This is a genomic window from Ruegeria sp. H4, assembly GCF_056533065.1.
On the sequence record NZ_JBQFOC010000003.1, the window covers coordinates 181,895 to 195,442 of the forward strand.

At 58.3% G+C, this 13,548-nt stretch carries 12 protein-coding genes; 7 read left to right on the forward strand and 5 right to left on the reverse strand.

All coding sequences use genetic code 11. The features are described from left to right. Positions 1–21 precede the first annotated feature (21 nt). The gene (locus ACR0KG_RS17135) at positions 22–687 is read left to right on the forward strand and encodes an SDR family NAD(P)-dependent oxidoreductase (protein ID WP_480827942.1); all 666 of its coding nucleotides are present in this window, start codon (positions 22–24) and stop codon (positions 685–687) included. A 4-nt stretch (positions 688–691) separates the two neighbouring features. Here the strand turns inward: ACR0KG_RS17135 and ACR0KG_RS17140 are convergent, their stop codons facing one another. Continuing rightward, positions 692–2,170 (reverse strand): MORN repeat-containing protein, encoded by a 1,479-nt coding sequence (locus ACR0KG_RS17140; RefSeq protein WP_480827943.1) that lies wholly within the window; start codon positions 2,168–2,170, stop codon positions 692–694. Positions 2,171–2,323: 153 nt separating this feature from the next. Between ACR0KG_RS17140 and ACR0KG_RS17145 the strand changes: the two genes are divergently transcribed. From ACR0KG_RS17145 to ACR0KG_RS17155, 3 genes are all read left to right on the forward strand, one after another. Then, a complete protein-coding gene (locus ACR0KG_RS17145) occupies positions 2,324–3,982 on the forward strand; it encodes an NAD+ synthase (RefSeq protein WP_480548633.1) in 1,659 nt (552 codons plus the stop codon). Between the two features lie 263 nt (positions 3,983–4,245). Beyond that, on the forward strand, positions 4,246–4,506 hold the full coding sequence (locus ACR0KG_RS17150; RefSeq protein WP_480548635.1) for a hypothetical protein: 261 nt from the start codon (positions 4,246–4,248) through the stop codon (positions 4,504–4,506). A gap of 144 nt (positions 4,507–4,650) precedes the next feature. Next, positions 4,651–5,982 carry an NAD(P)/FAD-dependent oxidoreductase gene (locus tag ACR0KG_RS17155; protein WP_480548637.1) on the forward strand — a complete coding sequence of 444 codons (1,332 nt, stop codon included), beginning with the start codon at positions 4,651–4,653 and terminating at the stop codon, positions 5,980–5,982. Positions 5,983–5,986: 4 nt separating this feature from the next. Here ACR0KG_RS17155 and ACR0KG_RS17160 read toward each other — a convergent pair whose 3' ends face one another. Further along, positions 5,987–6,919 (reverse strand): MBL fold metallo-hydrolase, encoded by a 933-nt coding sequence (locus ACR0KG_RS17160; protein WP_480548639.1) that lies wholly within the window; start codon positions 6,917–6,919, stop codon positions 5,987–5,989. A 216-nt stretch (positions 6,920–7,135) separates the two neighbouring features. Here ACR0KG_RS17160 and gltX point away from each other — a divergent pair, with 216 nt between their 5' ends. Next, positions 7,136–8,461, forward strand: a complete 1,326-nt coding sequence (gene gltX, locus ACR0KG_RS17165; RefSeq protein WP_480548641.1) for a glutamate--tRNA ligase — start codon at positions 7,136–7,138, stop codon at positions 8,459–8,461. 21 nt (positions 8,462–8,482) lie between these two features. On the opposite strand, the gene ACR0KG_RS17170 is transcribed toward gltX, so the two are convergent. Next, on the reverse strand, positions 8,483–9,094 hold the full coding sequence (locus tag ACR0KG_RS17170; RefSeq protein ID WP_480548643.1) for a gamma-glutamylcyclotransferase family protein: 612 nt from the start codon (positions 9,092–9,094) through the stop codon (positions 8,483–8,485). A gap of 92 nt (positions 9,095–9,186) precedes the next feature. On the opposite strand from ACR0KG_RS17170, the gene ACR0KG_RS17175 reads away from it, so the two are divergent. Further along, positions 9,187–9,633 (forward strand): RrF2 family transcriptional regulator, encoded by a 447-nt coding sequence (locus ACR0KG_RS17175; RefSeq protein WP_480827944.1) that lies wholly within the window; start codon positions 9,187–9,189, stop codon positions 9,631–9,633. 2 nt (positions 9,634–9,635) lie between these two features. Here ACR0KG_RS17175 and ACR0KG_RS17180 read toward each other — a convergent pair whose 3' ends face one another. Together ACR0KG_RS17180 and ACR0KG_RS17185 are read right to left on the reverse strand one after the other, a co-directional pair. Then, positions 9,636–12,164, reverse strand: coding sequence for an ABC transporter permease (locus tag ACR0KG_RS17180; protein WP_480827945.1), 2,529 nt, complete (start codon positions 12,162–12,164; stop codon positions 9,636–9,638). Continuing rightward, positions 12,161–12,856, reverse strand: coding sequence for an ABC transporter ATP-binding protein (locus ACR0KG_RS17185; protein WP_480548648.1), 696 nt, complete (start codon positions 12,854–12,856; stop codon positions 12,161–12,163). The genes ACR0KG_RS17180 and ACR0KG_RS17185 overlap by 4 nt, the downstream gene beginning before the upstream one ends. Positions 12,857–12,906: 50 nt before the next feature. Between ACR0KG_RS17185 and ACR0KG_RS17190 the strand changes: the two genes are divergently transcribed. Further along, a complete protein-coding gene (locus ACR0KG_RS17190; protein ID WP_480548650.1) occupies positions 12,907–13,542 on the forward strand; it encodes an arylesterase in 636 nt (211 codons plus the stop codon). The last annotated feature ends 6 nt before the right edge of the window (positions 13,543–13,548 follow it).

Here is a 13,548-nt window from a genome sequence, read left to right on the forward strand (position 1 = left end):
CAGACCGCTAGGTCGCCCAATATGAAAACGGCTTTGATCATTGGCGCATCAGGTGGCATCGGCAGTGCGCTGAGACATCAGCTTACCTCGCAGCAGGTGGCGGTGACAGGATTGTCGCGTTCAGGTGATGGGTTCGATCTGACTGAACCCGAGGCAGCCTTAAAAACACTCGATGCTTTTCAATATCCGTTCGATTTGGTTCTGGTCGCGTCCGGAGCTTTAGAAATCAACGGCGCGCAGCCTGAAAAGACCATGCGCGCGGTGACAGCGCAGGCCATGATGGATCAGTTCGCCTTGAACGCGGTTGGACCGGCATTGGTTTTGAGCCGGGCGCATAAGCTGCTGACTCGAAACAGGCCGTCAGTGATTGCGGTGCTTTCGGCGCGAGTTGGTTCGATCGGGGATAATCGCATGGGCGGTTGGGTCAGCTATCGCGCGTCTAAGGCGGCGGTTAATCAGGTGGTTCACACAGCCTCAATTGAACTGGCCCGTACGCATAAACAAGCGATCTGCGTCGCGCTGCATCCCGGCACGGTCAAAACGGCGTTCACACAGAAATATCTTGGCCGCCATCCCGCTGTTGAGCCGGATATAGCTGCCAAAAACCTTCTGAGCGTGATTGACGGGCTGACGCCCGAAGACACGGGCGGGTTCTTCGACTGGTCAGGAGCGCGCGTACCGTGGTAGGGGCTTAGTTGTCTGCAGGCGGTTCGGGGCTTTCGTCGTCTGGAGCAGGTTCCTGTGCGTTTGCTTCTTCGCCACCGGTTTCAGGTGTCTCTTCGGATGATAGGGCATCATTGTCCCAGACACCCGCTTGTTCCTGCCCATTGGCATAGCGCATTGTGCCCTGACCCTGACGTTTGTTCTCAAAAAAACCGCCCTCGTAAACATCGCCTGACGGATAGGTTGCCACGCCAACTCCGGTGATCTTTCCGTCAGCCCAATCGCCTGTATAGGTAAAACCACTGGGCGCGGTTATAGTCCCTTTGCCGTGGCGTGCGCCGTTGATGAAGTCGCCGTCGTACACCGTGCCATCGGCAAAGGTGGATTTCCCTTTGCCCTGACGGACACCATCGACCCATTCACCTTCGTAACGATATCCATTGGCGAAAGTGACGGTGCCGGTTCCATGGCTCACCGCATTGCGGAACTCGCCGTTGTAAACCGTCCCGTTGGGGTAGGTTGCCGTGCCGGTCCCCTCGAACACTCCCGCGATCCATTCTCCGTCATAGACGGTCCCGTCCGCATAGGTGCTTTGGCCCTTGCCATGCGGCAGGTCGGCGCTGAGCGCACCGATATAGGCCGAGCCGTCGGGGTAGGTGATCTCACCAAATCCTTCGATCTGACCCTCGGACCACTCGCCGGTATAGCGGTAGCCATCAGTCCCGATGAAGGTGCCTTTGCCATGGCGGCGGTCGTCTTGATAGTCGCCTTCATAGACATTGCCATTGGCATAGGTCTCTTTGCCTTTGCCTTGACGGCGACCTTCGGCGACCTCGCCTTCATAAACATCACCGTTGGCCAATGTCAGCCGCCCGGTTCCGGTCATCAGGTTCTGAACCCACTGCCCGTCATATTCCAACCCATCCGATTGGACCAAACGGCCTTGCCCGTGGCGTTGGCCTTGCTGCACATTGCCCTCATACACCGACCCATCGGGATAAGTGATCCGCGCCGCGCCCTGCTGTGCACCGTCAACCCAATCCCCGTCATAGATATAGCCATTTGGGTCAGTGCGAGTGCCTTTGCCGTGATGGCGGGCGTTCTGAAACTCTCCTTCATAGCGCACCCCATTTGCATATTCAGCAATGCCCGAGCCATTGATCGCACCCTCACGCCATTCACCTTCGTAGGTCCCGCCATCGGCATAGCTGATTTTGCCCTGGCCTTCGGGCTGTCCTTTGGCGAATTGGCCCTCATAAACAGACCCGTTGGCGAAGCGGGCCGTGCCTTGGCCCTGAATTTCGCCCTCGACCCACTGACCGGAATACTCAAACCCGTCCGGCAACCGGTATGTGCCTGTGCCGTGGCGCAACCCGTTTTCAAACGTGCCCTCATAGACCCCGCCAAGTTCGTCATCTTTGACGATCACTGTACCGTCCTGGGCCCATGCCGCCGTGATCGACAGGCCTAGAATCCCGGCCGTGAGAGAATTGCGGATCAGCTTCATGGTTTGTCCTGCCTGCCCGATCGTCGGTTTCATATGCGTTTGGGCAAAAATAGGGGACCGCACAGATCAGAGCAACGGCTTTTGAGCCATTGGTCTTCCACTCGCGCAATGATCTGCTAAATGCAGTAGGACTGGCGAAGGCAAGAGGGCAGCATGGCCGACCGTTTCCGTATCACACTGGCGCAACTCAACCCTGTTGTGGGCGATCTTGAGGGCAACGCAGCCAAGGCGTTTGCGGCTTGGGAACAAGGTCGCGAGGCCGGAGCTGATCTGGTCGCGCTACCCGAGATGTTCATCACCGGATACAACACGCAGGACCTGATCATGAAGCGGGTGTTCCACCGTGTGGCCATGGCTGCGGTTGAGGAACTGGCCAAGCAATGCGCCGACGGCCCGGCACTGGCCATCGGCGGTCCTTGGGCCGAGGATGACAGCCTGTTCAACGCCTATCTGATCCTCAAGGGCGGGCGGATCACCAGTAAAGTGCTGAAACATCACCTGCCCAATGAAACGGTGTTTGACGAGGTTCGTCTGTACGATTCAGGCCCTTTGGGTGGGCCGTATTCGGTTGGCAACTCGCGCATCGGCAGCCCGATCTGTGAAGATAGCTGGCACCCGGATGTTGCCGAAACGCTCGAAGAAACCGGGGCTGAGTTTCTGCTAATCCCCAATGGATCGCCCTACTTCCGCGACAAATACGATGTGCGCTTGAACCATATGGTCGCGCGCGTGGTCGAGACCGGTTTGCCGCTGATTTACCTGAATATGGTCGGCGGGCAGGACGATCAGGTGTTCGATGGGGCAACATTTGGCCTGAACCCGGGTGGAGAATTGGCGTTTCGCCTGCCAGTTTTTGATGAGACGATCGCTCATGTGGACCTTGAGCGTGGCGATGACGGTTGGCGGATTGTTCCTGCCGAAATCGTGCCGCAGCCCGATGCGTGGGAGCAGGACTATCGCGCCATGGTAGAATCCTTGCGTGATTACATGGGGAAAACCGGTTTCAAAAAGGCGTTGCTGGGCCTGTCAGGTGGTGTGGATTCTGCCCTTGTTGCAGCGATTGCGGTGGACGCGATAGGGGCCGAGAATGTGCGCTGCGTGATGCTGCCATCGGAATACACCAGCCAGGCATCTCTTGATGATGCTGAGGCGGTCGCAAAAGCGCTGGGCGTTCACTATGACTTTGTTCCGATCTCGGACAGTCGCGCTGCCGTGACGGATACGCTCGCCCCATTGTTCGTGGGGCATGAGGTTGATTTAACAGAAGAAAACATCCAGTCTCGCCTGCGCGGTGTGTTGCTGATGGCGATCTCGAACAAGTTTGGCGAGATGTTGCTGACCACGGGCAACAAATCTGAAGTCGCGGTGGGCTATGCCACGATCTATGGCGACATGAATGGCGGTTATAACCCGATCAAGGACCTGTACAAAACCCGCGTGTTTGAAACCTGCCGCTGGCGCAATGCCAATCATCGCAATTGGATGAAGGGACCCGAAGGTGAGGTCATTCGCCCTTCGGTCATCGATAAACCTCCAAGCGCTGAGCTGCGAAAAGATCAGAAAGACAGCGACAGCCTGCCGGATTATCCCGTGCTGGACGGCATACTTGATATTCTTGTGGATCAGGATGGATCTATCGCCGATTGCGTTGCCGCAGGATATGATGAACAGGATGCGCGCAAGGTTGAACATCTGGTCTACATCAGCGAATACAAGCGTTTCCAATCCGCCCCTGGCACGCGTTTGACCAGCCGCGCATTCTGGTTGGACAGACGGTACCCAATTGTGAATCGCTGGCGGGATCGTGGTTAAGCAGTGCGGTTTCTGGATTTGGAAACAGTAACTCCTCAATGCCGCAACCGTTTCCACAAATCGAATAAATCCAAGCAGTTTCAAGCGAGTCTGCCGATGTCAGCGCTTGTTTGACTGACATTTTTCTGCCACATTTATGCTTAGAAGTTGCCTCATATGGGGCGGATGTGACGCATTGCTGTAGAGTTCACAGTTTTCGACAAGTGTTTTGTCTATGTGGTGCATCCGGGGTTGGATATCTGAGTTAATGGTGTGGTGTTAACATGTACGAGGAATACGATAAGTCTCTGCACAAGCCGTGGCAGTACAGAACGATGGAATCTCCGGCGCAAGAGCTGGATGAGGTAAAGTTAGACGCAGCAATTGCCGATCTGATCGGTGAGCAGAAGGCCGAACCCTCGCAGCGCCTAGAGTTCCCTGACCTGAAGTCACAGCCAGAAATTTCTGCCAAGGAAACTGCCAAAGACGGTGGATTGTCCGGAGCGTTGCGCCAGAAATGGGCTGAACTGTCCGGCGCAGCTTAAGCGCTGCCAAATCTATCACGCATGTCGCCTGCTGGCACCTTTGCCACAGGATTGCACTATCGGTTTGATAGCTACTGATTTCCGTTGTCAGAGCATTCCTCTCTGGCATCTTGAGGGCTCGTATATCGTAAGAACGAGTCATTGATGCCAGGCCCAAAGCCAACTCCATTTGAACCTGATCTTTCGATGCCAAAAACTGTTGATGTTGTCGTGATCGGCGGCGGCATTATTGGCGCGTGCACCGCGTTGGAACTGGCCGAACGTGGAGTTTCGGTTTTGCTGTGCGAAAAAGGTCAGATTGCGGGGGAACAAAGCTCTCGCAATTGGGGTTGGGTTCGGCTTGGCATGCGTGACCCGCGTGAGATTCCGTTGATGCAAGAGGCTTTGCGCATCTGGCCGAATCTGGATGCGCGCATTGGGCGACCGACTGGCTACACACAGGCAGGCATCCTGTTCGGAGCGTCTGGAGCGCGGGACGCGGGCAATCTGGAACGCTGGATGCGCAATGTCGACGGGCTTCAGACCGGGGCACGGATGGTTTCAGGACCTGAACTGGCAGAGCTGCTGCCCGGGCAAGAAACCGACTTGAAATGCGCGCTATACATGCCGCAGGACGGGCGCGCGGAACCACAGCTTGCGGCCCCTGCGATTGCCGAAGGTGCGCGCGACAAAGGCGCGTCGGTGATGACCAACTGTGCTGTTCGCAGTCTTGATCTGCAGGATGGTCGGATCACGGGTGTATTTACCGAACGTGGGCGTGTTGCCTGTGATCAGGTGGTGCTTGCCGGCGGGGCGTGGACGCGTATGTTCGCAGGCAATGCCGGGATCGACCTGCCGCAGCTAAAAGTGCTGAACACGGTCATGCGCAGTTCGCCGGTTGAAGACGGCCCCGACGCAGCGTTTTGGTCAGATGATTTCGCCATCCGAAAGCGGGCGGATGGGGGATACACCATCGCGTCGGGCCATGAAAACACCTATGACCTTGTGCCCGATAGTTTCCGGCTGGCATTGCAGTTTCTGCCAGCGTTTGTTCAGGAATGGAGGTCGTTGCGCTTTCGCCTGTCTGGCCGTTGGAAGGTTGAAGCCGCGCAAGATCGGAAATGGCTACCCACCGATGTCACCCCGTTCGAGCATTGCAGGGTCCTGGACCCAGAACCATCGCAGAAGGTTCTGCGCAATGCCTGGGCCAACGCCATAAAAGGATTGCCCGCCCTTCACAAAGCTGAAATCGTGCAAAGCTGGGCTGGGTTAATCGATGTCACACCAGATGCGATCCCGGTGATTTCCACAGTGGATGACGTCCCTGGATTGGTCATTGCCACAGGGTTTTCGGGGCATGGCTTTGGGATTGGACCGGGGGCTGGGCGTTTGGCAGCCGATCTGGTAACCCAGTGCGCGCCCTGCGTGGACCCGGCCGCATTTCGCTTGTCGCGGTTCAGCGATGGTTCAAAAGTGCGGCCGGACCCAGGTTATTGAGCGCTTAGCCCATCATCTGATAGCTGACCGGAACAAAGCGGAAGCCGTCGCCACGTGTCTCCACGAAACCGGCAGCGGGGAAGGGCATGTGATAGCCGATCATCGGTACCTTGTCGGCGGCCAGCAGGCCCAAAATCTTACGACGTGATTCCGTTGCGGCAGCTTTGTCCATGTCGAACCGAACTTCCCATTCGGGGTGCGCAAAGGACCAGACATAATGATTGGCAAGATCCGCTGTCAGGATAAGACGCTGGCCGTTACTTTCCAAGTGATAGACCATGTGACCGGGGGTATGTCCAAATGTCGCCATCGCCGTCACACCCGAGGCCACGTCACCGCCATCCTCGATGAAGGTCATCTTTTCTGCCAGAGGCGTGACTTTGGCAGAAACCAGATCGCCGACCCGGTTCCCGGCTTCCTGAGCGGACCAGAAGTCATACTCGGGTGCCGCGGTGACATAGCGCGCATTTGCGAATGTCGGCGCGTCATTCGTGGTCATACCACCGATATGGTCCGGGTGCATATGGGTCAGCACGACCACGTCAATCTGATCGGGCGTGACACCTGCATCTGCCAAAGCGGCCTGAATGCCGCCCTGACCAAGCCCGGTGTCGAACAGGATCAGTTCCGAACCTGTGTTCACCAGAGTCGGCGTGAAAAAGAATTGTGCCACGTCAGGCGAGATGAAGTTTTCGGCCGATACTTTCGCGAATTCCTCATCCGAGGCGCCGCCCCCGAAGATCTCCTGCGCGCCGTCGCGTGGCAGGCTGCCATCAAGCAGGGTTGTGACCGTAAAGTCGCCCAGCTGGAATGATCTTGCGATGGTCGAGTTCGCCTTTGTCTCGGCTCCGGCCGCAAAAAGTGGGGTCGCTGCGGATGCAAATGGAAGGGCTGCGGCGGCGCCAAGGGCCGCTCTGCGTGTCAAATTGATGGCCATTTCTTAGTCTCCCTGTCAGAATGCCAGCGAAAAAGGTAGTTCGCTTCGGATCGCGTGCCACTTTATACACCGGTACTTAGTCTTCGTGGATGAACAATGCGTGTTAATATTTGTTCATCTTGCGATCTGGAATTCCTGCGGAACTTGGGCAATCCGAAACGCCTGCTGGACAAAAACGCGCCTTTGTGACAAGAGCCGCGCCAACAGGAGACACCCATGACAACCACCCGTTTCGCCCCGTCGCCCACCGGTTACATCCACGTGGGCAACCTGCGTACCGCATTGATGAACTATTTGATCGCTCGCAAGGCGGGCGGAACGTTCATCCTGCGCATCGACGACACCGACCCAGAGCGGTCGAAGGAAGAATATGTCGATGCGATCAAGCAGGATATGGAGTGGCTGGGCCTGTACTGGGATCGGGTAGAGCGTCAGTCCGAACGTCTGGACCGCTACGCAGAAGCCGCTGACAAGCTGCGCGAGATGGGCCGGTTTTACGAGGCGTTTGAGACGCCGACCGAGTTGGACCTCAAGCGCAAGAAGCAGCTGAACATGGGCAAGCCCCCGGTCTACGACCGCGCCGCTTTGAACCTTTCGGATGCCGAAAAAGAAGAGTTTCGAGCTAAACGTGGCAATGGCGTCTGGCGGTTCAAGCTGGATCACGAGCGGATCGAGTGGAAAGACGGCATTCTGGGCGACATTTCGATCGATGCGGCCTCGGTGTCTGATCCGGTGCTGATCCGCGGCGATGGTCAGGTTCTCTACACGATTGCGTCTGTTGTGGACGATACCGAGATGGGCGTGACCGATGTGGTACGTGGCTCGGACCACGTCACCAACACCGCGACGCAGATTCAGATTATCGAGGCTCTGGGCGGTCAATGCCCGCGCTTTGCGCACCATTCGCTGCTGACTGGCCCACAGGGTGAGGCGCTGTCGAAACGTCTGGGCACGCTGGCGCTACGTGATCTGCGAGAGCAGGGCGTGCAGCCGATGGCATTGTTGAGCCTGATGGCGCGTCTGGGGTCTTCTGATCCGGTTGAACTGCGTTCGGACATGGCCGAACTGATCGAAGGATTCGATGTGAACCGCTTTGGCGCAGCCCCGACCAAGTTCGACGTGCAGGACCTGTTCCCGCTGACTGCCAAGCACTTGCAATCGCTGCCGCTGGCAGAAGTTGCAGATGCCGTGGCTGAGGCAGGCGTTCCGGCGGAATTGGCCGAGCCGTTCTGGGCGATGGCTCGTGAGAACATCACCACTCTGGCCGATCTCAAAGGCTGGTGGGAGTTGTGCCGCGATGGGGCAGAGCCGCTGATCGCCGATGAAGACCGCGACTTCATCGCCGAGGCGATTGCGCTGCTACCCGACGGGCCGTTCGACGCTGAAACATGGGGCACCTGGACCAAAGCGGTGAAAGAGGCGACGGGCCGTAAAGGCAAAGGCCTGTTCATGCCGCTGCGCAAAGCGCTGACAGGGATGGAGCGGGGGCCGGAAATGGCGGCTTTGTTGCCGCTACTTCAGGTGATCCGCGCGCGGGGCTGAATGCGCTGAACCGAAAGCAAACTAGAATTTGAAAGAGGCCGGCAGTGCGCCTGCCTCTTTTTGGTGCTGCGGCTGAAGGATCGTTACCGATGCGCGCAGCAGGCGGTCATCCACAAATGCGGTCTCATCTGGTTTGAGCTGTTGGTGGCGTGGATATCTCGGCTCAGCCCGGTCATTCAACACAGGTGCGTCCCAGCCATCAGTTGTAGCAAAGAAACGGTCGGCCCCGTCCGGCCCGAATGTACGCAGATATCCCTGTATAACCACATCGATATAGCTGAGCAGCAAAGGGTGGTGATCCGAAGGTTGATTGTGTCGCTCCTCAGGTACTGCATAGACCGCGATTTCGACGTCGTGGGCCAGCGGATGGGAGACTGACTGCGTTGTCGGGATGCGATCATAGGCCCATTCCCGTTCATCCAGCGCGGCCCAGTCGTTCTTAGGAACATGCGCGATCATGCCTTCGATCTCAGAGTCTGGATCGGGCACGGCAGTCAGGAAGGCAACAGACCGCAAATCTGTGTGCTTCCAAGCCCGTCGCCACCCTTTGAGCTTTGCCGGTCGTGGATCTGGAAAATCATGAGTGGCGAGGTTCACAAGGCTGCCATAGCCAAAGAAATAGGGGTCTGCCATCTGCTTGGGGCCTTTCGGTCAATTGATGTATGTCAAACCGCTTTTTCGCCCGACATGCAATAAGGCTGCATGGTTGAGCGAGGGAGGTCCCCATGCGGATTACCAAACGAACGAATATTGCTGTGCGCCTGCTGATGTATTGTGCGGCGCATCCGGATCGGCTGGTGACGAAATCCGAGATTGCCGAGGTGTGCAATATCTCGGAAAACCACTTGGCGCAGGTGATCAATCAACTTGGTCAGTTGAGTTATCTGAGCACGCAGCGCGGCCGAAACGGGGGCATGTCGCTGGCGCGTCCCGCAGATCAAATCCGGATCGGCGCTGTGTTTCGGCATGTTGAGGGATCGCTGCCAATTGCCGAGTGTTTCGCGGATGCCGACAACACTTGCCCGCTGACCGATGCCTGCCGCCTGCGTGTGGCGCTGCGGGATGCGGCCGAGGTTTTCTATGCATCGCTTGATGATGTCACGCTGGACGCGCTGATCTGTGACAATGATCCGTTGTTGAAAATCCTGCAGCCAGTGGCTTGCGCGCGCTAGGGTCAGTCGCTGGCGCGTAATATGCGGGCCGGTCTGACAGATAGGGGCCGCAATGCGAAGATCAGCCCTGCACCGAGCGTGACAACGATCCCTGTGATCACAATGCCCAATGCTGAGGGCCAGATCACCTGGAACCCCGTGTCGAAGATATAGGTGGCAACGGCCCAGCCGCCCAGAATGCCGACCAGCAAGGCAATACAGCCCGCGGCAGCCCCCAGCAGCATGGCGCGCAGCGTGAAGCTCAACAAAATACGACAGCGATCAGCACCGATTGTTTTGAGGATAGCCGCCTCATACCGGCGGGCCGGTTCTCCCGCGGCCGCAGCACCGATCAGAACAAGGAAACCGGTGAGCAGCGACACGCCCGCGCCATAAGATGTTGCCGAGGCAAGCCCTGCCAACAGGTCCGAGACCCGGTCAATGGCGTCCCGTACGCGCACTGCAGTGATGTTGGGGAACTGGCCTGCCAGATCGCGCAGAATGGCGGCTTCGGCCTGTTCTTCGGCATAGACGGTTGCAATGAAACTATGCGGTGCGCCGGCCAACGCCGAAGGGTTCATAGACATGATAAAGCCCATGCCTGCCGTCGAAAAATCCACCTCCCGCAGGGAAGTGACGGTAGCGGTGATATCCCGGCCCAGAATGTTCACGGTCAGATTGTCGCCGATGTTCAAACCCATTTCCTCGGCCTCTTCAGCGGCAAAACTTATCTGAGGGCTGCCTGCATAGTCTTCCGGCCACCATTCCCCCGCTGTGATCCGTGCGTTTTCTGGGGGAAGGACAGAGTAGGTGACGCCTCGGTCGCCTTCCAAAACCCAGTGATTCCCAGCGACCTCGCGTGCGGGTTGATCGTTGATCTTGGTAATGATCCCACGCAACATGGGCGCACTTTCCAGACGGCTGACAGCCGGGTCAGTTTCCAACCGTTGAGTGAAACCAGGCATTTGGTCTTTCTGGATGTCCACAAAGAAGTAGGAGGGCGCGACCTCGGGTAGGTTGCCTGAAATGGCATTCCGCAATGTGCCGTCGATCTGACCAACCGCTGCAAGGACCGAGAGGCCCAGGCCCAGAGACAAGACCACGGAACCGGCTCCTTCGCGCGGGTCAGAGATGGCGGCTAGGGCCCACCGCAATGAAGGGCGACCACGCGACCACGGAACACCCCTGCGCGCCAGCCAGCGAACGGCGATGGCAGCCACGGACAGAAGGACCAGCGCCCCGACCAATCCGCCGCCTGTCCAAAGCGTAAGCTCGGTTGAGCCGCTGAACCAGGCAGCGGCAGCGATCAGGATTGCCAGCCCCAGCCCTGTCGCCATCACATAGGCCAGCCGGGGAATCTGTCGGGCCGAGGTCAAGGCATCGCGGAACAGGGTGGCGGCGCGGACTTCCTCGGTCCGGGCGAGCGGCCAGAGGGTAAACAGAAACGCCGTGAGCAGCCCGTAGAGCGCGGCCTCGGCCAGGGGTTGGGGGTAGATCGAAAACACCGCAGGCACGGGCAGTTGGCTTTCAATGATCGGGGCCAACAGAACAGGGGCAAGCCCGCCGAGGACAAGACCTATTGCGATACCAACCCCGGACAACAGCCCGATCTGGATCATGTAGGTCTGAAACACGGTTGCCCGATCCGCCCCCAACGTGCGCAGCGTGGCGATGGTTTCGGTTTTCTGTGACAGATAGGCCCGGACAGCGGCAGACACACCGATGCCGCCCACAGCAAGCCCGGATAGGCCGACCAGAACCAGAAAGGCGCTGAGCCTTCCGACGAATTCAGCTATGCCCGGCGCGCCGTTTCGAGCATCCGTCCAGCGCATACCTGTGCCATCAAACGTTTCTGCAGCCTCGGCCGAGATCACCTCCAGCGCGGTCGCATCCGGCAGATCCAGCCGGTATTTGGTCGAGAACAGAGTGCCCGGTTCCAACAGGCCCGAGGCGCTTAGGTCTTCGGTTCGGACCAGTGTTCTGGGGCCAAGGCCAAAGCCTCCAGCCGCGCCATCAGGTTCTGCAGTCAGCGCAGCCATCAGGACGAATTCCTGCGTGCCCAAGGCAAAGGTATCCCCGATGGAAAGCCCTAGCCGGTCCATCAAGACCTGTTCCATCACGGCGCCCGGCAGATTGAAGTCACCGTCCAGAGCATCGGACAACGGCATGTCTGGGTTCAGTCCAACCTCGCCCAGCAGAGGATAGCGGACGTCAACGGCCTTTACCTGCGTCAGTGCGCGTTCGGGGCCTGTTTCTTGTTGAACAACGGCAAGTGAGCGAAAATCCACGACCTCTGATACCACCTGGGCTTCTTTTGCCATCCAAGCGCGTTCTTCAGGGGTGGCGAACCGATAGGTGAACTCCAGCTCGGCATCACCCCCGAGCAAGGCTGCACCTTCCTGAGTCAGCCCGGTTTGAATTGCATATCGAACCGAACCCACCGCAGCGATTGCGGCGACGCCAAGCGCCAGACAGGCAAGAAAGATGCGAAATCCCCTGAGACCACCGCGCAGTTCACGTCGCGCCAGCCGTCCGGCCAGTCGCAGGCTCATTCTGCCGCCTCTTTTTGTGCATCCTCGGCGACACGCCCATCGCGCAACCGAACCACCCGGTCACAGCGGTCGGCCAGGGTGTGGCTATGGGTCACCAAAACCAATGTCGCACCATGTTTGTCACGCAAGCCAAACAATAGGTCGACGATCGCGGCGCCATTCGCCTCATCCAGATTTCCCGTCGGCTCATCTGCCAGCAGGATCTGAGGGCGCGGCGCTGAGGCGCGGGCGAGTGCCACGCGTTGCTGCTCACCCCCCGACAGCTGTGCCGGATAGTGATCGTGCCGGTGCGACAGGCCGACCGAGTCAAGTTCGGCCTCGGCCCGGGCAAAGGCATCCTTGTGACCCGCCAGTTCCAATGGTGTGGCGACATTTTCCAATGCCGTCATCGTCGGGATCAGGTGGAAATTCTGAAACACCACGCCCATCGTATCCCGGCGGAACCGTGCCAAGTGATCCTCGTCCATACCGGTCAGGTCCTGACCCAAGGCTATCACCGAGCCTCCGGTCGCTTGTTCCAAACCGCCCATCAACATCAACAGCGAGGATTTGCCCGACCCTGATGGCCCGACCAGTCCCAGCGTCTCGCCCTGGTTTACCGACAGCGTTATGCCGTGCAGAATATCCACCCGACCGGCATTGCCTTCCAATGACAAAGCAGCATTTTGGAGGGAGAGTACGGGCTGTGGCATAAGACTTTCCATATAGGAGCAATATCTTGGGATATGGAGCACTTACGAGAATGCGCAAGGGCTTTCTGGCGGGCCTGTTTGCCTGTTGCGGATTTGCGGCCACAGCGGAACCCGTTGTAATTGCAGCATTGGGGGATTCGCTGACGCAAGGCTATGGGCTGGTTGAAGAGGACGGATTTGTCCCACAGCTGGAACGTTGGTTGGGGGGCCAAGGCGCGGATGTTCGCGTGATCAATGCAGGTGTCTCGGGGGATACAACAGCCGGGGGTGCTGCACGGGTCGAATGGACCCTGACCCCCGAAGTAGACGGCATGATCGTGGCGTTGGGCGGCAATGACCTGCTGCGCGGGATTGACCCGGGTGTGTCGCGCGCCAATCTGGAGAAAATTCTAAGCGTGGCGCAGGCGGGGGATGTGGAGGTCCTGCTGGTGGGCATGCAAGCTCCGGGCAATTACGGGCCAGCCTACAAGCAAAGCTTTGACGGTATGTACCCAGATTTGTCGCAGGCATACGATACGCTTTATGCAGCCAGCTTTTTCGAAGGGTTGGCAGCGGATGGTGATGCCAATGCTGTTGGCGCATTCATGCAACCCGATGGAATTCACCCCAACGCCAAGGGCGTTGCGCTTATTGTGGAGGCTCTGGGGCCCAAGGTTCTGGAATTGGTCAACACGACTGCAGATTAAGGGGGA

What these genes read in the sequence shown, in the direction of transcription:
- ACR0KG_RS17135 (WP_480827942.1), top strand. Translation starts at nt 22, where the DNA reads ATGAAAACGGCTTTGATCATTGGCGCATCAGGTGGCATCGGCAGTGCG.
- ACR0KG_RS17140 (WP_480827943.1), bottom strand. Translation starts at nt 2,170, where the DNA reads ATGAAGCTGATCCGCAATTCTCTCACGGCCGGGATTCTAGGCCTGTCG.
- ACR0KG_RS17145 (WP_480548633.1), top strand. Translation starts at nt 2,324, where the DNA reads ATGGCCGACCGTTTCCGTATCACACTGGCGCAACTCAACCCTGTTGTG.
- ACR0KG_RS17150 (WP_480548635.1), top strand. Translation starts at nt 4,246, where the DNA reads ATGTACGAGGAATACGATAAGTCTCTGCACAAGCCGTGGCAGTACAGA.
- ACR0KG_RS17155 (WP_480548637.1), top strand. Translation starts at nt 4,651, where the DNA reads ATGCCAGGCCCAAAGCCAACTCCATTTGAACCTGATCTTTCGATGCCA.
- ACR0KG_RS17160 (WP_480548639.1), bottom strand. Translation starts at nt 6,919, where the DNA reads ATGGCCATCAATTTGACACGCAGAGCGGCCCTTGGCGCCGCCGCAGCC.
- gltX (WP_480548641.1), top strand. Translation starts at nt 7,136, where the DNA reads ATGACAACCACCCGTTTCGCCCCGTCGCCCACCGGTTACATCCACGTG.
- ACR0KG_RS17170 (WP_480548643.1), bottom strand. Translation starts at nt 9,094, where the DNA reads ATGGCAGACCCCTATTTCTTTGGCTATGGCAGCCTTGTGAACCTCGCC.
- ACR0KG_RS17175 (WP_480827944.1), top strand. Translation starts at nt 9,187, where the DNA reads ATGCGGATTACCAAACGAACGAATATTGCTGTGCGCCTGCTGATGTAT.
- ACR0KG_RS17180 (WP_480827945.1), bottom strand. Translation starts at nt 12,164, where the DNA reads ATGAGCCTGCGACTGGCCGGACGGCTGGCGCGACGTGAACTGCGCGGT.
- ACR0KG_RS17185 (WP_480548648.1), bottom strand. Translation starts at nt 12,856, where the DNA reads ATGCCACAGCCCGTACTCTCCCTCCAAAATGCTGCTTTGTCATTGGAA.
- ACR0KG_RS17190 (WP_480548650.1), top strand. Translation starts at nt 12,907, where the DNA reads ATGCGCAAGGGCTTTCTGGCGGGCCTGTTTGCCTGTTGCGGATTTGCG.